This window comes from Vibrio sp. D173a (assembly GCF_030248475.1).
In genome coordinates this window covers 16,766-36,576 of the sequence record NZ_JAHGAH010000128.1, presented here as the reverse complement: position 1 = coordinate 36,576, position 19,811 = coordinate 16,766, and the positions used below count along the sequence as shown (strand labels likewise).

Genomic DNA, 19,811 nt, shown 5'->3' with positions numbered 1-19,811 from the left:
GGATGAGCGAAGAATATGTTTAAAAAACTTCGTGGCATGTTTTCTAACGACCTATCTATCGATTTAGGTACTGCCAACACTCTAATTTACGTAAAAGGACAGGGCATCGTCCTTGATGAACCTTCTGTAGTTGCTATTCGTCAAGATCGTGTAGGTTCTGCAAAAAGCGTTGCTGCTGTAGGCCATGCGGCAAAACAGATGCTTGGTCGTACTCCGGGCAACATCTCAGCAATCCGCCCAATGAAAGACGGCGTTATTGCTGACTTCTACGTAACAGAAAAAATGCTTCAGCACTTCATTAAGCAAGTGCACGATAACAGCATCCTTAAACCAAGCCCTCGTGTACTGGTTTGTGTTCCTTGTGGTTCTACTCAAGTTGAGCGCCGTGCGATTCGTGAATCAGCACTAGGTGCTGGCGCACGTGAAGTTTACCTAATTGACGAGCCAATGGCGGCGGCAATCGGTGCTGGTCTGCGCGTATCTGAGCCAACAGGTTCAATGGTGGTCGATATCGGTGGTGGTACAACCGAAGTTGCGGTTATCTCACTAAACGGTGTGGTTTACTCTTCTTCTGTACGTATCGGTGGTGACCGCTTTGATGAAGCCGTGATCAACTACGTGCGTCGTAACTACGGCAGCTTGATCGGTGAAGCAACCGCTGAAAAGATCAAACACGAAATCGGTTCTGCTTACCCTGGTGATGAAGTTCAAGAGATCGAAGTTCGCGGTCGTAACCTTGCAGAAGGTGTGCCACGTAGCTTTAGCCTGAACTCAAACGAAATCCTAGAAGCGCTGCAAGAGCCGCTATCAGGCATCGTATCTGCAGTGATGGTTGCGCTTGAGCAATGTCCACCAGAGCTAGCGTCTGATATCTCTGAAAACGGTATGGTACTAACAGGTGGTGGTGCACTACTGAAAGACCTAGACCGTCTACTAATGGAAGAAACAGGTATTCCTGTGGTTATCGCTGAAGACCCACTTACATGTGTGGCTCGTGGTGGTGGTAAGGCACTAGAAATGATCGACATGCACGGTGGCGATCTATTCTCTGAAGAATAAAGTGTTAGGTGAAGTCCACTCGGGCTTCACCTTCATTTCCTCACTCTGTAATTTCAATCTGCTCCATACCTAGAATCACACTATGTCGTATTCTTAGGTTGCCAAGTAAGGCTCAATAATCATGGTAGCAATCAGGTTAAAAACAAGATGAAACCGATTTTTGGCAGAGGCCCATCTCTGCAATTGCGTCTGTTTTTTGCTGTCATCGTGTCGGCGAGCTTAATGCTGGCTGATAACCGTCTAGATACGTTTTCCAACGTCCGATACCTATTGAACAGTATGGTTGCTCCTATTCAGTATGCAGCCAATATGCCTCGTAGCATGTTTGATGGAATGTTCGAGCGTTTAAACACTCGTCAGGCATTGATTGAAGGCAATCGCAATTTGAAGCGCGAAGTGCTTCGCCTGAAGAGCGAGCTGATCTTGCTCGACCAATATAAAGAAGAAAACCAACGCCTGCGCAAACTGCTCGGCTCTTCCTTCGTCCGTGACGAGAAGAAAGTCGTGACAGAAGTGATGGCCGTTGATACATCACCATATCGTCACCAAGTGGTGATTGATAAAGGCCGTATTGATGGTGTGTACGTTGGCCAACCTGTTATCAACGAGAAAGGTATCGTTGGTCAGGTGACGTTTGTTGCGGCGCATAACGCACGCGTATTGCTGCTAACAGATGCGAAAAACGCAATTCCAGTTCAGGTAATTCGTAATGATATTCGCGTGATCGCTTCCGGTAATGGTGAAGTGGATGAAATCCAGTTGGAACACATCCCAACCAGTACTGATATCCAAGTAGGTGATTTGCTGGTGACATCGGGTCTTGGTGGTATCTACCCAGAAGGCTACCCGGTTGCGACAGTCACGAATGTCGATCATGACACTCGCCAAGAGTTTGCATCGATCAAAGCGGAGCCAGTGGTTGAGTTTGATCGTCTGCGCTACTTGTTGTTGATTTGGCCGAATGAAGACCGTCAACATAAAGTACTGCAATCCAATGTAGAAGAAGGTTCAGAACAAGAGGTAACCGATGGCCAATAGTGTATTAAGAAGTCGAATGGTCATCGGCGTCAGCTTCTTCGTTGCGCTAGTTCTACAAACCATTCCATGGCCGGGCGTACTCGATTTGTTGCGCCCATCATGGCTGTTCCTAGTGACCTGTTACTGGGTGTTGGCATTGCCGCACCGTGTCAATGTTGGTACCGCTCTGATCTTAGGTTTGTTGTGGGACATTTTGATTGGCTCGACGCTCGGGATCCGAGGGATGATGATGTCGATCATTATCTATTTGGTGGCATTAAACTTCTTGGTGATCCGTAACATGGCATTATGGCAACAATCTATTTTGATTGCCTTTTTTACCGTGCTACTAGAGCTTCTCATATTCTGTGGGGAATATTTGAACCAGGACGTAGTATTTAATCCATTATCCCTGTGGACTGCAGCAATAAACTGTATACTTTGGCCATGGATGTTTTTATTAATGCGACGCGTCCGTCGCGCATGGCACGTAAGGTAGCGTTGTGAAAAAGGGCTTATCCCTCGTACTCGCATCGGGTTCTCCGAGAAGAAAAGAGCTGCTTGCTCAGTTAGATTATGACTTTGATATTGTGCTTCCTGATATAGAGGAAGCCAAACAAGACCACGAGCAAGCAAAAGACTATGTGTTGCGTCTTTCTTTGGAAAAAGCTCAAGCAGGCTTAGCGATGGCTAAGCCTGATTCCGTTGTATTGGGCTCCGATACTGTAGTGGTATGCGATAACCACGTGCTAGAAAAGCCAAAAAGTTTCGAAGATTCAAAACGCATGCTCAGTAATTTATCCGGCCGTCAGCATCAAGTAATGACGGCGGTGAGCGTCGTATCAAAAGAACAACAACACTCAGTGGTCGTTATCACTGACGTGTGGTTCAAAACACTGACTGAAGAAGAAATAGAACGATACTGGCAGTCAGGCGAACCATGCGATAAAGCTGGAAGTTATGGTATTCAAGGACTCGGTGGGCGCTTCGTCACCCGAATCGAAGGCAGTTATCACGCCGTAGTAGGCTTACCTTTGTTCGAAACCGATCAGCTAATTCAAGAATTTTTATAATTGTTTTGAGGTGTGCACATGAGTGCAGAATTGCTGCTTAACGTGACCCCGAGTGAAACTCGTGTGGCCATGATTGAAGGTGGAGTGCTACAAGAAGTTCATATAGAACGAGAATCGCGCCGCGGCATTGTTGGCAATATTTACAAAGGCAAAGTGAGCCGAGTATTGCCGGGCATGCAAGCGGCGTTTGTCGATATTGGTCTAGATAAAGCGGCATTCTTGCACGCGTCAGACATCGTTCCGCACACCGAATGTGTGGCAGAGAACGAAAAGCAACAGTTCCAAGTGCGTGATATTTCTGAGCTGGTTCGCCAAGGACAGGATATTGTTGTACAGGTGGTTAAAGACCCGCTAGGTACCAAGGGCGCTCGTCTGACGACTGATATCACCCTTCCTTCGCGTTATCTTGTTTTTATGCCGGGAGCGAGCCATGTTGGTGTTTCTCAGCGTATTGAAAGCGAAAGTGAGCGTGAGCGTCTGAAGAAAGTCGTCAATCACTACTGTGATGAGCACGGTGGCTTTATCATTCGTACCGCTGCAGAAGGTGCAGACGAAAAAGAGCTTTCTCAAGATGCGGCATTTTTGAAGCGTTTATGGCAGAAGGTGATGGAGCGTCGTGCGAAGTATAAAACTCGCTCGACCTTGTACGGTGAGCTAGGCTTAGCCCAGCGCATTCTACGTGATTTTGTTGGCACTGAATTGGACAAAATCATGGTCGACTCTCGCCTAGAGTATGAGAACCTAAAAGAGTTTACCTCTGAGTACGTGCCTGAGCTAACAGACAAGCTTGAGCTATACGAAGGTGACAAGCCGATCTTCGACATGTACGACACAGAGAACGAAATCCAACGTTCTTTGGAGCGTAAGGTTGAGCTTAAATCTGGTGGCTACCTAATCATCGATCAAACTGAAGCGATGACAACGGTCGACATCAATACCGGTGCGTTTGTTGGTCGTCGTAACCTTGAAGAAACCATCTTCAACACCAACGTCGAAGCAACCCAAGCGATTGCCCGTCAACTGCGCCTGCGTAACTTAGGCGGTATCATTATTATCGACTTCATCGATATGTTATCGGACGAACATCGTAAGCGTGTACTAGCTTCGCTTGAGACTGCCTTGTCAAAGGACCGTGTAAAAACCAACATTAACGGCTTTACTCAGCTAGGCTTAGTTGAGATGACTCGTAAGCGTACGCGCGAAAGTATTGAACATATCTTATGTTCTAGCTGTCCTACTTGTGAAGGTCGCGGCAGCGTGAAGACTGTTGAGACCGTGTGTTACGAGATCCTACGTGAAATCACTCGAGTGAATCGAGCGTATGATGCAGACAACTTCGTTGTGTACGCATCGCCATACGTAGCCGAAACACTACTGGGTGATGAATCCCATGCACTAGCTGAACTCGAAGTATTTATTGGTAAGCAAGTTCGTATTCAAGCTGAACCCCTGTACATTCAGGAGCAGTTTGACGTCGTCATGATGTAATTGGAAAATTTGTGAATTCTGGTTTTAACCGTTTCGGGCGTTTCTGCGCGTGGACGTTGGTCACTCTGTTGGTGCTTCTGGCCATTTTAGTGACCACACTGCGCGTAGCATTGCCACAACTTAACCACTTCCAAGATGAGATCAAAACCTGGGTCAAGCAAGGCACTGGTTTTGACTTTTCTATCACCAGCGTTGCTGGTTCTTGGCGTAACAGCCATCCCTCTATCGCACTGCAAGGTTTAGAAGCGAATCTGCCGAACAACCAAGATGCTCGTTTTGCAGTGGATGAAATCCATATTGAATTCGATCTTATTCAATCTCTTTTGCAGTTTAAGCCCGTGGTTGCGGACTTAACGATTGATGATTTAGCGTTAGATATTCGCACTGTCGACCTGTTGTCGAAATCAGAAGGCAAAGAACCGCAAGCGAATGTCAGCCAAAATGAAACCAAGCTGATTGATCAACTCGACTCTCTATTGTTACGCCAGTTTAAAGACTTCACTATCACTGATTCTCGCATCTGGTATAAATCTGTGTCAGGTGAAACACGCCGCTTGGATATCGAACAGTTACGCTGGAGTAACCAAGGTAAACACCACCTAGCAGAGGGTACGGTAAGTATTGCTGACGCCAGTCTTAACTCGTTATTGGTGCGTGCCAACTTTAAAGATTACGGCTCGTTGCGTGATGTATCGGGCGAATTTTATATAAGTGCCAAAGACGTGTCTGTGACGCCTTGGCTAACCACTTACATGCAAGAACAATCGGGTGTTGAGTCAGGGAAAGTGAGCCTCAATACTTGGCTGACATTGAGACATAGCCAACCGAGTTATGCTTACGTCGACTTACAACCTTCTGAACTGGTTTGGAATGAGAATGGCCATCATGATCTTCTGATCGAATCTGGTATTTTCAAGCTACTGCCCGATAAAGAGGGGTGGAAAGTAAATGGTCACTCACTTCAAATCCGCACGGATGACAGACCATGGCCAAAGCTAGATGTTGCTTTTGATTGGCAACCAGAAGGCTGGTTACTCAACCTTTCTCAATTGGATATTGAAGCGCTAACCCCGTTAATTAAATTAGCACCGAAGTCAGAATCCACCACGGATTTACTCGACAAGCTTGCGCCAAAAGGGCGTGTAGAAGACATCCGTCTGTCGATGAATGGCAGCTTAGATACGTTGCGTTATTCTGCCGAACTGGAAGAGCTAGGCTTAACGCAATGGGAACTGCTTCCTGGCTTTAGTCATGTGCAAGGCAAGGTGTCGGGTAACTTAGATCAAGCAAAAGCGAAAGTGACCGTTATTGATGATGTGTTTCCGTATGGAGATGTATTTCAAGCGCCGTTGAACATTAAGCAAGGTGAGGTCGACATCATCTGGCAGCAAGATGAAGCAGGATGGCGTTTATGGTCCGATAAAGTGACGGCGGCTACACCGGATCTGCAAGTGCTGGGTGCGTTCCGTCTCGACTTCCCGAAACAACAAAGCCCATTCCTGTCGTTTTATGCCGAAGCCGACCTCTACAACGCGGGTGAAACTTGGCGTTATCTGCCGACGTTAGCGCTTGGGCAAGATCTGACAGACTATCTCTCTACTGCGATTCAAGGTGGCAAGGTCAATACTGCTAAGCTGCTTTGGTATGGCGAGCTAGGTGACTTCCCGTATAAAGCGCATAACGGTATGTTCCAAGCATGGGTTGGTTTGAAGAACGCGAAGTTCAGCTTTGATACTGCTTGGCCGACCATCACAGATTTACAGCTCGATTTATTGTTTGAAAATGACGCCATGTATTTGGATTCGAAGTCTGCCACGTTAAATGGCGTGAAAGCGAAGCGAATCACAGGTCGTATTCCTGAGCTTGCAGAAGGTGGCCACATTGAGATTGAAGCCAAAGCAAGCGCACCGGGTAATGAAGTTCGTGACTACATGATGGCGACGCCACTGGTTGACTCCGTGGGAGCTGCATTGACCGCACTGCAAGTCAGTGGTCCGGTCTATTCTGAGTTCCAACTTAATATCCCATTTGATACCGAGAAAGACGCTCGCGCTTGGGGCTATGCGGATCTTAAGAATAACCGCGTAGATATCGATGCGCCGCCGATGACGTTAGAAAACGCAACCGGTCGCATCAAGTTCGACAATGACGTTGTGACCACTTCGGGTCTCTCTGCTGAACTATTGAAGCAGCCAATCTCACTGGACTTCCGCGGTGAGAATGCGGAACAAGGCTATAACGTAACCATTAATACCCTTGGTGATTGGGAGGTAAACCCGCTTAAACCTTACCTTGGTGAGCGTTGGTTGAGTCTGGTGTCTGGTCACGCTCCTTGGCAAATGGATATCGACCTACAACTCAACGATGTTGGCTTTACCTACCAAGTGGATGTGCTTGCTCAACTTAGCCAGTTAACCAGTGAATATCCTTATCCGCTGGCGAAAAAACGTGGCGAGAAAGGGCAAGCGAAGCTGCAAGCTTCTGGTAACCAAGAAAGCATTTCTGCGCGATTACAAATTCCGAATGCGAAGTACCAGACTGAAATCGATATTTCTGGCGACGTACCTCAGTTAACGGCGACTAATCTTGTGGTTGGCAATGGTGGCTTCAAGATCAGCCCAGTCGTCGGGCACGATGCCTCGATTCGTCTAGATGATTTGAGTCTTGATAAGTGTTCAGACTTAATGCACGTTCCTCAAAGCACGACGCAGTCAGTACTTTCGAGTATGAAAACGCCGACGATTCCTGTACCTACGCGCGTGAGTATGGACGTACAAAACTTAGAACTTGGTGGGATTGAGTTCCATGACGTGAACTTAAATGCGCGTAAGAAGAACTTAAGCTGGCAGCTTGATGTAGATAGTCAGGAAGTAAAAGGTAAAGCGAACTACCTCAAGCCGTCTGAGCTGTCTGTTTCACTGGATCATCTACATTTGTATATTCCGGGCTTCGATGAGATGACCAAAGAGCGAGGTTCCTTGTTTGCCAGCGAAGATCAAGCGGCACCGCTTATCTCAAACTTTGACCGCAAGTTCCATGCAGAGATGCCAAACTTAACCTTGAGCATCGATGACTTTTGGTTGCAGGGCTATAAAGTCGGCAAAGTGAATGTGGATGTGGCACGCGCTAACAACCGCCTTGAATGGAAGAATGTAAACTTTAGCAGTGGCCAAAACCGTGTGGATATGAGCGGATGGTGGGAACTGACGAAAGATCGTAGTCATTCAAATCTAACCATGAAGGTGAAAGGTGAGAACAACAGTGATTTGATGGAGCGTTTTGGTATTACCTCAGGCATTCAGCAGGCACCGTTTGAAATCAATGCCAAGTTGGATTGGGATGGTGCACCTTGGTCGATGAAGACGCAAAGTTTACAAGGTGACGTGTCTACCGAATTCGGAAAAGGCGTGATCACTGAAGTCAGCGGCGCCGCTCGATTGCTTGGCCTATTCAGCCTCGACTCTATCATTCGTAAGATGCAGCTCGACTTTACCGACGTATTCGACAAGGGCATGGCCTTTAACTCGATTACGGGGACAGGCAAAATCCAAGATGGTGTGTTTATCACTAACGATATCGAGATGGATGCCCTTGCTGGTGAGATGAAAATCCGCGGTATTGCTGATATGAATACCCGTTTGGTGGATGCGGAAGTGAACTTCACCCCAGACATTACTTCAGGTATCCCAATGCTGACCGCCTTTGCGGTAGCGCCTCAAACGGCATTGTATGTGCTGGCGATTTCGACGGTTATCTCTCCTGTGGTGGAAGTTTTCACACAAGTAAATTACGAAGTGAAAGGTCCGCTTGATTCACCGACTGTAAAAGAGGTTTCGCGAAGCAAGGGCGAATACAAGTTGCCAGAAAAACTGCGTGAGCAAGCGAAGTAATTGCGCAGTTGATCTTCTGACGAACAAGGAATAGAAAACATGGAACGTGTTGGCATCATTCAAATGACATCGGGTCCAGATATCGAGCAGAATCTGGACTTCATTGCTAAGCAATGTGCCTTGGCTGCTGAGCAAGGTGTGAAGCTGGTTGTGACACCAGAAAACACCACACAATTTGCCAACCGAGAGGTTTATCACCAGAATGCAGAAGCCTTAGGTGATGGTCCAATTCAGCAGCGTTTATCTGATATCGCACAGCACCACCAACTGACTTTAATTGTGGGCAGCATGCCGATTTGCGCTGAGCAAGGTGTTACCACGACGACATTGGTCTTCTCACCGCAAGGCGAGCGTATTGCTCATTACGATAAGCTGCATATGTTTGACGTGGATGTCGCCGATGGGCATGGCAGTTATCGTGAATCGGATACCTTTGCCGCGGGCAATCGCATCGTGACGGCAGAGACCAATATTGGTACGGTAGGCTTAAGTATTTGCTACGACGTACGCTTTCCTGAATTGTTTAAAGCGTTACGCTTAGCAGGGGCTCAAATTATAGTTGTACCCGCTGCCTTTACCGCGGTAACGGGAGAAGCACATTGGGAAGTGTTACTTCGAGCGCGTGCCATTGAAACCCAATGCTGGATTCTTGCCTGCGGGCAAACGGGAACGCACCCATGTGGCCGTCAAACTTGGGGGCATTCCATGGTGATTGACCCTTGGGGAGGCGTTCACCAACAATTGAATGACCAAGTAGGCTTGCTGGTGGCTGAGATAGATTTGTCACACAACCAGCAAGTAAGGCAGAATATGCCGCTGACTCAACACAGTCGCTTTCAAAATGAATTGAAACGGAAATAAAAGAGCTAACTATGAGCATAAACCAAATAGAACAGGCACTCCTTGCCCCAAACGGTCTGACAGAGCAAGACATCGCTGACACACTAGCGAGCATTGCGACGCGCCAGATCGATTATGCGGACATTTACTTTCAGTCCAGCTGGCACGAGTCTCTGGTTCTAGAAGACAGCATCATTAAAGATGGCTCTTTCAATATTGACTGTGGTGTCGGTGTACGAGCAGTCACAGGCGAAAAAACCGGTTTCGCCTATTCAGACCAAATTCAACTAGACGGTTTGAAGCAAAGTGCTATTGCCGCGCGTGGTATTGCGCAGCAAGGCCAAAATGGCAAAGTGCATGCATTCAAACGTTCTGATAACCAAGCTTACTACGATGCGGTAAACCCATTAGCAAGCTGGGAAAAGCAACAAAAAACCGAACTGTTGTTGTCTCTGGACGCGTATATCCGTACCAAAGAGCCACTCATCAAAGAAGTATCTATCAGCATCAGCGGTGTGCATGAGCAAATGTTGGTTGCTGCAACCGACGGTACTTACGCTGGTGACATTCGTCCGCTTGTCCGTCTATCAATCAGTGTTCTTGCTGAAAAAGGCGATCGCCGTGAACGCGGTAGCGCTGGTGGCGGTGGTCGTTTCGGTTACGACTTCTTCCTGTCTGAAACGAACGGCGTGAAACAAGCCTTCCAATTCGCTGATGAAGCGATTCGTATGGCGCTAGTGAACCTAGAAGCAGAAGCTGCACCTGCAGGCATGATGCCTGTGGTACTTGGCTCTGGCTGGCCGGGCGTATTGCTGCACGAAGCGGTAGGTCACGGTTTAGAGGGTGACTTCAACCGTAAAGAGTCGTCAGTATTCTCTGGCAAGATGGGTGAGCAAGTGACGTCTCCGCTTTGTACTATCGTGGATGATGGCACGCTGAAAGACCTACGCGGATCATTGAACGTCGATGATGAAGGTGTGAACGGTCAATACAACACGCTTATCGAAAATGGTGTGCTTAAGGGTTACATGCAAGACAAGCTAAACGCACGCCTAATGGGTGTAAACCCAACAGGTAATGGCCGCCGTGAATCTTACGCGCATTTGCCAATGCCACGTATGACCAATACTTACATGCTACCGGGCGAGCACACACCAGAAGAGCTTATCTCTACGGTGAAGAAAGGTCTGTACGCACCAAACTTCGGTGGCGGTCAGGTGGACATCACTTCTGGTAAGTTCGTGTTCTCAGCATCAGAAGCGTACTTGATTGAAGATGGTAAAATCACTCGCCCAGTGAAAGGCGCAACGCTGATTGGCTCTGGTATTGAAGCGATGCAGCAAGTTTCTATGGTGGGTAACGACCTAAGCATCGACAGAGGCGTTGGCGTGTGTGGTAAGGCGGGTCAAAGTGTGCCGGTTGGCGTTGGTCAGCCTACATTGAAGCTCGATTCCATCACCGTGGGCGGTACTGAGTAAGCATTAACTACCAATTAGCTATGACGTTAAAGATCGTCATTCCCTACCGCGACGAAGGAGCTATGATAGGGAATCTCGACTTTTAGCCTAGAGCATCAAACGTTAAGCGATTAAAGAATAAAAGAGCGCTCACTGAGCGCTCTTTTTGTTTTTAAGGGGAGGTAAATCGCTACTATAGGTTCTCTTCCGCAAATTCAGCCAAGCGACTTCGCACCACACCATTGAGGTGAATATTGGCGCTGCCTTCAAAGTTCTTGAAGCGTTCAACCATATACGTCAAACCAGACGTCACTGGCGTGAGGTAATGAGAGTCAATCTGTGCCAAGTTACCCGAACACACAATCTTGGTGCCTTCACCACAACGGGTGATGATGGTTTTGATTTGTGAAGCGGTTAAGTTCTGACACTCATCGAGTAGGACAAATGCATTCTGGATCGAGCGGCCACGCATAAAGTTGATCGATTTAAACTGAATGTTGGCTTTATCGCAGATGTACTTCATCGAACCTTCGGTGCAATGGTCGTTCTTGTGCAGCGCTTCCAAGGTATCGGTCACCGCTGCTAACCAAGGCATCATTTTCTCTTCTTCCGACCCCGGCAAGAAACCAATCGACTCACCAATGTCTGGCGTGTTACGCGTTACGATGATCTTATCGAACATGCCTTTTTCAATGGTTTGTTCCAATGCCGCAGCCATGGCAAGGAGCGTTTTACCACTACCTGCGGCACCAGTCAGAATCACCAAATCAATATCAGGGTCGAGTAGGGCATCCATCGCCATGCCTTGGTAGATATTTTTCGGTGTAATGTCCCAAGCGCGACGATGCATCATGCGCTCACGACTCAGATCGAGCAGCGTAACCTTATCCTCATTGATGGTTTCTACTCGTCCTACAAAATCACTCTCTTCATCAATCACGTATTGGTTGATAAAGGTCGGCTCGAACGGTTCGCGGCTGAGTTTATGGAACGTTTTTCCACCCAGCGCGTAACTATCAACTTCGTCCACACCACTCCAAAAGTCGCCTTCACGTTGTTGGAAGCCTTTGGTGAGGTATTGGACATCATCAATCAGTTGATCCGTACGATAGTCTTCAACGAAGCGTACACCAGCACCTTTGGCTCTTAAACGCATGTTGATGTCTTTGGTTACGAGCACAACTTCTCGTGGTGCACGTTTGTTTTGCAGATAAAGCACCGCATTGAGTATGCGGTTGTCACCGGCTTTGTCGGCGAAAGCTTTGACGGTTTCCTGCAACTCGAAGTCCGCCAAAATAGAGATGGTGCCTTGGCTTGGGTTATCTTTAGAAACCGGAATACCTTCTGAGATTTCATCCGGTGTTGCGTCTCTAAACAGATCTTCCAAAGCGCGAATCGCAACGCGTGCATCCCTTGCTACATCACGTTTACTGTCTTTGATTCGGTCGAGTTCTTCCAACACAGTCATTGGGATGACGACATCGTGTTCTTGGAAAGAGAAGATGGCGAAGGGTTCATGAAGAAGAATGTTGGTATCAAGTACAAACAGTTTCCGATCGGTATCGCCCATAGCGTCTCCTTGCCGCAGCGCGGCTTTGCTGGCTAGTAGCTAAGAAGGAACAGTCTTCCTAACTCTGATTGCTTGCAATAGAGGTTGTCGGGCAATGTCGGTTAGTGCGCAACCGAGTAGCAAGACAACTTACTGCAAACCCGTGTTGATCCTAATCGTGTACTAAATGCGCTCATATCATGTTTGATGACTCTAAGCGCCCCTCAATAGAAGTATACGTAAAATTTACTTCTTACAACTTAATAATTGTCATGAGTTTTTTACAATTTGATTGCATTCCTAATTTAGGAAAAAAAGTTGCCCCTCTGGGCGGTTTCGGCGTGACCTAAATCACAGCTTCAAGTAAGATTAGCGACCTTTTTCTGCGTATAGGCTACGCCCGATTTATCATGTTCAGTTGGCTTAAAAATGCACTGCGCAAAGTGGCATGACAAGCACGATTGGCATAGCAGAAGCCAGAATCAGATCTAAACTTATTATCCATGCCCATCGGGATGGGTAGAGACCAACAAGAAACAACAACGAGGTAGTCAATTCATGACATTTGCTTTGGGGCAGCGCTGGATTAGCGATACGGAAAGCGATTTAGGTTTAGGTACCGTAGTAGCAATGGATGCTCGTACTGTGACATTGATGTTTGCAGCATCAGAGGAAAACCGAGTTTACGCACGTAACGATGCACCAGTTACCCGAGTAACGTTCAACGTCGGTGATGTCATCGATTGCCAAGAAGGTTGGTCATTAAAAGTTGAAGAAGTACTGGAAGATGAAGGTCTATACACCTATTTCGGTACTCGTGAAGACACGCAAGAAACGGCGATAGTGTTGCGTGAAATCTTCCTAAGCAACCACATTCGTTTTAACAAGCCGCAAGACAAGTTGTACGCAGGTCAAATCGACCGCATGGACAACTTTGTACTTCGCTACCGTGCACTACAAAACCAATTTGAGCAACACAAGAGCCCAATGCGTGGTCTGTGTGGCATGCGTGCAGGCTTGATCCCTCATCAGCTTTATATCGCACATGAAGTGGGTCGTCGTCACGCGCCTCGCGTATTGCTAGCGGATGAAGTTGGTCTGGGTAAAACCATCGAAGCGGGCATGATCATCCACCAGCAAGTGCTGTCAGGTCGTGCTGAACGTATCCTTATCGTGGTGCCCGAGACACTGCAACACCAGTGGCTTGTTGAGATGATGCGTCGTTTCAACCTGCACTTCTCTATCTTTGATGAAGAGCGTTGTATTGAAGCGTTCGCAGAAGCTGAAAACCCATTTGATACGCAGCAATATGTGCTGTGTTCACTGGATTTCCTACGTAAGAGCCGCAAGCGTTTCGAGCAAGCGCTAGAAGGCGAGTGGGATCTATTGGTTGTCGATGAAGCGCACCACTTAGAATGGAGCCAAGACAAACCAAGCCGCGAATACCAAGTGGTAGAAGGCTTGGCAGAACGCACTGCGGGTGTGCTACTGCTAACGGCAACACCAGAGCAGCTAGGTCGTGAGAGCCACTTCGCTCGTCTACGTCTGCTAGACCCAGATCGCTTCTACGATTACGACGCATTCGTTGAAGAAGAAGAGCAATACGCACCTGTAGCGGATGCTATCACGTCGGTATTCTCTGGTGAGAAACTGCCTGACGAAGCGAAAAATCAAATTACGGAACTGCTTTCTGAGCAAGACGTTGAGCCGCTATTCCGCATTATCGAAAGCGACAGCGATGAAGAAGCGAAAGCGTCAGCGCGCCAAGAACTGATCGACAACCTGATGGACCGTCACGGTACAGGTCGCGTTCTGTTCCGTAACACGCGTGCAGCGATCAAAGGCTTCCCGAAGCGTAACGTGCATCTAATGCCAATGGACATCACGCAGCAGTACACCACGTCAATGCGTGTATCAGGCATGATCGGTGGCAAGATGACGCCAGAAGCACGCGCGGTGAAGAACCTTTATCCAGAAGAAATCTTCCAAGAATTTGAAGGCGAAGATTCAAGCTGGTGGCAGTTCGACTCACGTGTTAACTGGCTACTTGAGAAAGTAAAAGAGAAGCGCAGCGACAAAGTGCTGGTTATCGCTTCTCGTGCAAGTACTGCGCTGCAACTTGAGCAGGCACTGCGTGAGCGTGAAGGTATTCGTGCAACTGTATTCCACGAAGGCATGTCGATTCTTGAGCGTGACAAAGCAGCGGCTTACTTCGCGCAAGAAGAGGGTGGCGCGCAGGTTCTTATTTGTAGTGAAATTGGCTCAGAAGGTCGTAACTTCCAGTTTGCTAACCAACTTGTGATGTTCGATTTGCCGTTCAACCCAGACTTGCTAGAGCAACGTATTGGTCGTCTGGACCGTATCGGTCAGAAGCGTGATATCGACATCCATGTACCTTACCTAAAAGGCACATCACAAGCGATCCTTGCGCGTTGGTTTGATGAAGGTCTAAATGCGTTTGCTGAAACCTGTCCAACAGGTCGCGCTGTTTACGATAAGTACTCTGATGCTCTGATTGAAATGCTGGCGTCTGGCGATGTTTCAAACCTTGATGAAGTGATTGAAGAATCAGCGAAGATGAACAAAGAGCTGAAATCACAACTTGAGCAAGGTCGTGACCGTCTGTTAGAGATGCACTCAAACGGCGGTGATAAAGCGCAGCAGATTGTTGAGAAAATCTCATCGACAGATGGTGATACAAACCTAGTGACGTTCGCATTGTCTCTGTTCGACACCATTGGCTTGAACCAAGACGACAAAGGCGAAAACGCACTTGTGGTAACGCCATCTGAGCACATGATGGTGCCAAGCTACCCAGGCTTGCCATACGAAGGTGCGACTATCACATTTGACCGTGATACAGCACTATCTCGTGAAGACATGCACTTCATCAGTTGGGAACACCCAATGATTCAAGGCGGTATTGATCTGCTGATGAGCGAAGGTGTGGGTACCTCTGCGGTTTCTCTGCTGAAGAACAAAGCGCTACCAGTGGGTACTATCCTACTTGAGTTGGTTTACGCGGTGGATGCACAAGCACCAAAACGCAGTGGCATTACTCGTTTCCTACCGAAGACGCCAATTCGCATGATGATGGATGCTCGTGGTAACGATCTGTCTTCTCAGGTTGAGTTTGAAGGCTTCAACCGTCAGCTTAGCCCGGTAAACCGTCACCTAGGCAGCAAGCTAGTGACATCAGTACAGAAAGACATTCACAGCCTAATCGAAGCGGGTGACGCATTGGTTGAGCAGAAAGTGGAAGAAGTTCGCAAGCAAGCGCATCAAGACATGCAACAAAGCTTGAATGCCGAGCTTGAGCGTCTACAAGCACTGAAAGCGGTTAACCCGAACATCCGTGATGAAGAAATTGAATCGATTGAAGAGCAAATCAAAGAGCTAACAGGTTACATCAACCAAGCTCAGGTCCAGCTAGATTCGCTACGTCTGATTGTGGTCAGCCACAACTAATCAGCGTTCAAACGCACGAAAAAAGGTCTTCAATTGAAGACCTTTTTCTTTACCTGAGCTTGGTTTATCTCAGCGGTTCGGTTAATCGCTTGTAGCTAATTACATTAGCCACTTCCACCAAATAAACAGCGCTAAGAAGCCGAATAAGTAAATCAAGCCAGCAATCGACAACCACTTCAATTTACGACCCAGCGCTAATGGCTTAGGTAAGTCGGTTTTGCTCACCAGAATGTAGTTCAGTAGCGCGAAGAACGGTGTCGTCATAAACGCCAGTACCATGGCAAAGTTCAGCATTGGTAGTAGTGCTGAAGCCCAGAACACCACAATACCTAATGCCAATACCGATACCGTTAGCATGATCGCTGACGTGGCTTTCGGGTTAGTCTCTGGTTGTGAACGCAGCAGGCGCTGAGAGTCTGAAATGACACGTGAGTAGCCATCAATTACCGTAATCGTACTACCGAAGATGCAGAAGAACGCAATCACCGCAATTAGGTAGCGTGACCACTCACCAATAGTCGCAGCGTACAAGCCGACTAGCTGGTGGGAGAAGCCCACGCCAGAGCTTTTAAGCTCGATGCCTGAGCCGTGTAGCATCAACGCACCTAGCGATACAAATACCAAAGCCAGTACCGCTGTGCCAATGTAGCCGACGTTGAAATCAAACAGGGCAGATTTTGCAGTAACTTCTTGTTGGCTAGTTTGGCGCTTTAACCACGCAGACGTTAAACAAGAGATTTCGATTGGAGCAGGCATCCAGCCCATGGTCACAACGATAAAGCCGATTGCTGCAATTGACCACGGAGAAGGGGATTCAAAGTTCGCAACAGGCTCTACAGGGTTACCAAATGCAATCGCTACTGCTAGTAATGTCGCAATGGTCAGTACGGTCATGATGACTTTCGAGAGCGTATCCAGCGCTTTGTAATGACCAGCAAATAGGATCACCAAACACGTGACCAATACAATGATGCTGAGTGACGCCATCGACAATGAAAATGGAATGAAGTAACCCAACAAGCTCGCACTGAACATTAGAAGGGCTGCTGTATTGATCACCGCAGAAACGGAGCTGAGAAACAAGAACAGCCATAAGTATGGGCGACCTAGCTTAGCGTAGCCTTCAACCAAGGTTTTGCCTGTACCCATGGTGTACTGCACGCCTGCTCGGAAAAATGGGTATTTAAAAAGGTTTACCAGCAGGATAAGCACGGCGAGTTGCCAGCCATAAATGGCACCAGCTTTTGTTGAAGCTACAAGGTGAGAACCACCTACTGCTGCTGAAGCCATGAGAATGCCGGGACCCAACGAGCGTACAAATTGGGATATTTTGGATTGGGGTTGATCTGGTACTGCAGATTCCATTTGTTATTGTCCTTGTTCATCAACGATAAACTATAAGTAACATGCCTAGTATGGTTGTCAATTTAATTTTACAACTTGTTTTGTTTTTATTTTTATTGGTAATTTGACTTGTTAGCTTTCGTTATTTCAAAAAGTTATATCGCCCGTTGTTGGTGAGAAAATTAAACGTGTTTTGTGCATGCATCTTGAAGGCTCTTGGGTATAATCAGCGCGTTTTTATTCTGTAGAGATCCTGCCCATGGCAATGCTTGAGTACAATCCACCAACCGACCCTTGGATTGATGTCGTTTTTGAAGATGAGCAAATTTTGGCGGTAAACAAGCCATCTGGTTTGCTCTCTGTGCCGGGGCGTCTCGCTGAGCACTATGACAGTATGTGGAGTCGACTCACTGAGCAGTATCCAGATATTCAAGTCGTGCATCGCTTAGATATGTGCACTTCCGGTTTGATGGTTCTGGCGAAGAACAAACGTGCAGAAAGCGCGTTAAAGAAACAGTTTCAATACCGATTGACGCATAAGATTTACTACGCGCGCGTTTGGGGGCATATAGAGCAAGAAGAGGGTGAGATTGACCTGCCGCTGATTTGTGATTGGCCTAATCGTCCGTTGCAGAAAGTGTGTTTTGAAGATGGCAAACCTTCTAAGACGCTTTTCCAAGTAGCGAAGCGAGAAGAGCATCCTGATGGTTCAAAGACGACGATTGTACGTTTGTTGCCGATCACTGGTCGCTCACACCAATTGCGTGTCCACATGCAAGCATTAGGTCACCCGATTGTGGGCGATGAATTTTACGCAACTGAAGAAGCGAAAGCCTTCTCCGAGCGCCTAGAACTGCACGCCGCTGAGTTGAGCTTTTACCATCCGAAATGCCATTGGCTGCGCAGCATTTTTGTTCCTTGTGATTTTTACCCGGAAGCGGAAGCGATGATCTTTGACTATTTCGACCCAGAGCGTAAATTACCAGATTACAAAACACTGCCACGTCCATAAATTCATCTTTAGGCAGTGAACAAGGAGTTGTTATGTCACTGCCTAAAGTGGTCTTCCTCGACCGCGCGACCATCCCCGTTCAAATTCAGGTGCCCCGCCCAAGCTTTGCCCATGATTGGGTGGAATACGATCTGACTTCTCCAGAGCAAGTGATAGAGCGTCTCACTGATGCGGATATCGTTATCAGTAACAAAGTGGTGCTCGACCAAGCTGTTCTATCTCAGCTTCCTAATCTCAAGATGATTGCTGTGGCGGCCACGGGGTTCAATAACGTCGATATCAACTATTGCGCTGAGCGCAATGTTGCGGTCGCGAACGTGCGTGGCTATGCGACTCGCTCTGTGCCAGAACACGTTATCGCGATGCTGTTTGCTTTGCGCCGTAACTTGTTTGGTTATCACCAAGATATCGCAGCGGGCGAGTGGCAACGCAATAAACAGTTCTGTTTCTTTACGCATCCGATTGGAGACGTTGCAGGTAGCACTTTGGGTGTGGTTGGCAGCGGCGCATTAGGTCAAGCAACAGCAAAACTGGCACAAGCGTTAGGGATGAACGTGGTGTTTTCGGAGCGCAAAGGCGTAACGGAGTGCCGAGAAGGTTATGTTTCTTTTGCTGAGGTTCTTGAGCAAGCGGACGCCATCACGCTGCATTGTCCACTGAATGATGAAACACGTAATTTGATTGGTGAGGCAGAACTCAAGTTGATGAAGCCTACATCGGTTTTGATTAATACCGGACGTGGTGGCTTGGTGGATGAACAAGCTTTAGTGGACGGCTTAAAGCAAGGTGAGATTGCTGGTGCTGGGGTTGATGTCTTTACCCAAGAGCCCGCCAATGAGAGTAATCCGCTGATTGCCAATATGCACTTGCCGAACCTATTGCTGACGCCACACGTTGCCTGGGGCAGTGATTCATCGATTCAGCGTTTGGCTGAGATCCTGATTGAAAATATTAACGCCTTTGAGCGCGGTGAAAGTCTCAATCGCTTGGCGTAATAGCAGAAAATAGGCATGAAAAAAGCAGACACAAAGGTCTGCTTTTTACGTTCTAAGCGTTGAATTACATTTCTTCTTCAAACGCTTTAAGAATTTGGAAGATTTCACGGTAAGATTTTGCTGGTTTACCGGCTTTCTTCTCTTTCGCTGCTTGGCGAGCAAGTTGACGTAGACGTTGACGATCCGCTTCTGGGTACAGTTCCATTACGTCATCAATCGCTTTATCGCCTTCTTCCACAACGCGATCACGCAGCGCTTCTAGCTTGTGCAGAGCAGCAGTCGCTTGTGAGTGCTTGTTGCGGATTTTATCCAGTGCCGCTTGGATTGGTTCTGGATCTTCGTAACGCATTAGCTTACCAATGCGTTGTAGCTGACGACGACGCGCTTCGTTCTTAAAGCGTTGTGCATCAGCAACCGCTTCTCGTAGGTCTTCGCTCAATGGAAACTTATCTAGAACAGCTGGCTTTAAGCCTACAAGCTCTTCACCTAGCTTTTGCAGCTCTTCCATGTCTCGCTTCATCTCGGATTTACTTACCCAGATGATCTCTTCTTCTGGTTCCCATGGCGCTTTTTGATTCTTACGTGCCATTTCAGTTGCCTGTGTTTTGATTAATATTAT

14 protein-coding genes are annotated in these 19,811 nt (G+C 47.6%); 11 read left to right on the top strand and 3 right to left on the bottom strand.

All coding sequences use genetic code 11. The features are described from left to right. Positions 1–15: 15 nt before the first annotated feature. The 8 genes from KIV40_RS14195 to tldD all read left to right on the top strand — a co-directional run bounded on the left by KIV40_RS14195 (position 16) and on the right by tldD (position 10,845). The gene (locus KIV40_RS14195) at positions 16–1,059 is read left to right on the top strand and encodes a rod shape-determining protein (protein WP_005381144.1); all 1,044 of its coding nucleotides are present in this window, start codon (positions 16–18) and stop codon (positions 1,057–1,059) included. Positions 1,060–1,206: 147 nt separating this feature from the next. Then, complete coding sequence (gene mreC, locus KIV40_RS14190) at positions 1,207–2,097, top strand: rod shape-determining protein MreC (protein ID WP_005432808.1); 891 nt, start codon at positions 1,207–1,209, stop codon at positions 2,095–2,097. Then, on the top strand, positions 2,087–2,575 hold the full coding sequence (mreD, locus tag KIV40_RS14185) for a rod shape-determining protein MreD (RefSeq protein WP_005432825.1): 489 nt from the start codon (positions 2,087–2,089) through the stop codon (positions 2,573–2,575). Before mreC ends, mreD begins: the two co-directional genes overlap by 11 nt. A 4-nt stretch (positions 2,576–2,579) precedes the next feature. Further along, positions 2,580–3,149, top strand: coding sequence for a nucleoside triphosphate pyrophosphatase (locus KIV40_RS14180; RefSeq protein WP_029388804.1), 570 nt, complete (start codon positions 2,580–2,582; stop codon positions 3,147–3,149). Between the two features lie 18 nt (positions 3,150–3,167). Further along, the gene (gene rng / locus KIV40_RS14175) at positions 3,168–4,637 is read left to right on the top strand and encodes a ribonuclease G (RefSeq protein ID WP_285349804.1); all 1,470 of its coding nucleotides are present in this window, start codon (positions 3,168–3,170) and stop codon (positions 4,635–4,637) included. An 11-nt stretch (positions 4,638–4,648) separates the two neighbouring features. Beyond that, positions 4,649–8,527, top strand: a complete 3,879-nt coding sequence (locus KIV40_RS14170; protein WP_285349802.1) for a YhdP family protein — start codon at positions 4,649–4,651, stop codon at positions 8,525–8,527. A gap of 39 nt (positions 8,528–8,566) precedes the next feature. Further along, positions 8,567–9,388, top strand: coding sequence for a carbon-nitrogen hydrolase family protein (locus KIV40_RS14165; protein WP_012128988.1), 822 nt, complete (start codon positions 8,567–8,569; stop codon positions 9,386–9,388). Positions 9,389–9,399: 11 nt separating this feature from the next. Further along, positions 9,400–10,845, top strand: coding sequence for a metalloprotease TldD (tldD, locus tag KIV40_RS14160; RefSeq protein WP_012128987.1), 1,446 nt, complete (start codon positions 9,400–9,402; stop codon positions 10,843–10,845). Positions 10,846–11,017: 172 nt separating this feature from the next. On the opposite strand, the gene KIV40_RS14155 is transcribed toward tldD, so the two are convergent. After that, entirely contained in the window at positions 11,018–12,394 is a 1,377-nt protein-coding gene (locus tag KIV40_RS14155) for a PhoH family protein (protein WP_005536807.1), read from the bottom strand. A 537-nt stretch (positions 12,395–12,931) separates the two neighbouring features. Here KIV40_RS14155 and rapA point away from each other — a divergent pair. Then, entirely contained in the window at positions 12,932–15,841 is a 2,910-nt protein-coding gene (gene rapA, locus KIV40_RS14150; protein WP_285349800.1) for an RNA polymerase-associated protein RapA, read from the top strand. Between the two features lie 99 nt (positions 15,842–15,940). Here rapA and KIV40_RS14145 read toward each other — a convergent pair whose 3' ends face one another. Beyond that, a complete protein-coding gene (locus KIV40_RS14145; RefSeq protein ID WP_005432869.1) occupies positions 15,941–17,206 on the bottom strand; it encodes an NRAMP family divalent metal transporter in 1,266 nt (421 codons plus the stop codon). 238 nt (positions 17,207–17,444) lie between these two features. Here KIV40_RS14145 and rluA point away from each other — a divergent pair, with 238 nt between their 5' ends. Together rluA and KIV40_RS14135 are read left to right on the top strand one after the other, a co-directional pair. After that, positions 17,445–18,197, top strand: a complete 753-nt coding sequence (rluA, locus tag KIV40_RS14140; RefSeq protein WP_045403521.1) for a bifunctional tRNA pseudouridine(32) synthase/23S rRNA pseudouridine(746) synthase RluA — start codon at positions 17,445–17,447, stop codon at positions 18,195–18,197. Between the two features lie 32 nt (positions 18,198–18,229). Beyond that, the gene (locus KIV40_RS14135) at positions 18,230–19,192 is read left to right on the top strand and encodes a D-2-hydroxyacid dehydrogenase (RefSeq protein ID WP_285349797.1); all 963 of its coding nucleotides are present in this window, start codon (positions 18,230–18,232) and stop codon (positions 19,190–19,192) included. A gap of 64 nt (positions 19,193–19,256) precedes the next feature. Here the strand turns inward: KIV40_RS14135 and yjgA are convergent, their stop codons facing one another. Beyond that, the gene (yjgA, locus tag KIV40_RS14130; protein ID WP_010450448.1) at positions 19,257–19,781 is read right to left on the bottom strand and encodes a ribosome biogenesis factor YjgA; all 525 of its coding nucleotides are present in this window, start codon (positions 19,779–19,781) and stop codon (positions 19,257–19,259) included. Positions 19,782–19,811 lie beyond the last annotated feature (30 nt).

Coding starts and splice junctions, on each gene's coding strand:
- KIV40_RS14195 (WP_005381144.1), top strand. CDS start 16: ATGTTTAAAAAACTTCGTGGCATGTTTTCTAACGACCTATCTATCGAT.
- rluA (WP_045403521.1), top strand. CDS start 17,445: ATGGCAATGCTTGAGTACAATCCACCAACCGACCCTTGGATTGATGTC.
- rng (WP_285349804.1), top strand. CDS start 3,168: ATGAGTGCAGAATTGCTGCTTAACGTGACCCCGAGTGAAACTCGTGTG.
- yjgA (WP_010450448.1), bottom strand. CDS start 19,781: ATGGCACGTAAGAATCAAAAAGCGCCATGGGAACCAGAAGAAGAGATC.
- KIV40_RS14165 (WP_012128988.1), top strand. CDS start 8,567: ATGGAACGTGTTGGCATCATTCAAATGACATCGGGTCCAGATATCGAG.
- KIV40_RS14135 (WP_285349797.1), top strand. CDS start 18,230: ATGTCACTGCCTAAAGTGGTCTTCCTCGACCGCGCGACCATCCCCGTT.
- KIV40_RS14145 (WP_005432869.1), bottom strand. CDS start 17,206: ATGGAATCTGCAGTACCAGATCAACCCCAATCCAAAATATCCCAATTT.
- mreD (WP_005432825.1), top strand. CDS start 2,087: ATGGCCAATAGTGTATTAAGAAGTCGAATGGTCATCGGCGTCAGCTTC.
- rapA (WP_285349800.1), top strand. CDS start 12,932: ATGACATTTGCTTTGGGGCAGCGCTGGATTAGCGATACGGAAAGCGAT.
- mreC (WP_005432808.1), top strand. CDS start 1,207: ATGAAACCGATTTTTGGCAGAGGCCCATCTCTGCAATTGCGTCTGTTT.
- tldD (WP_012128987.1), top strand. CDS start 9,400: ATGAGCATAAACCAAATAGAACAGGCACTCCTTGCCCCAAACGGTCTG.
- KIV40_RS14155 (WP_005536807.1), bottom strand. CDS start 12,394: ATGGGCGATACCGATCGGAAACTGTTTGTACTTGATACCAACATTCTT.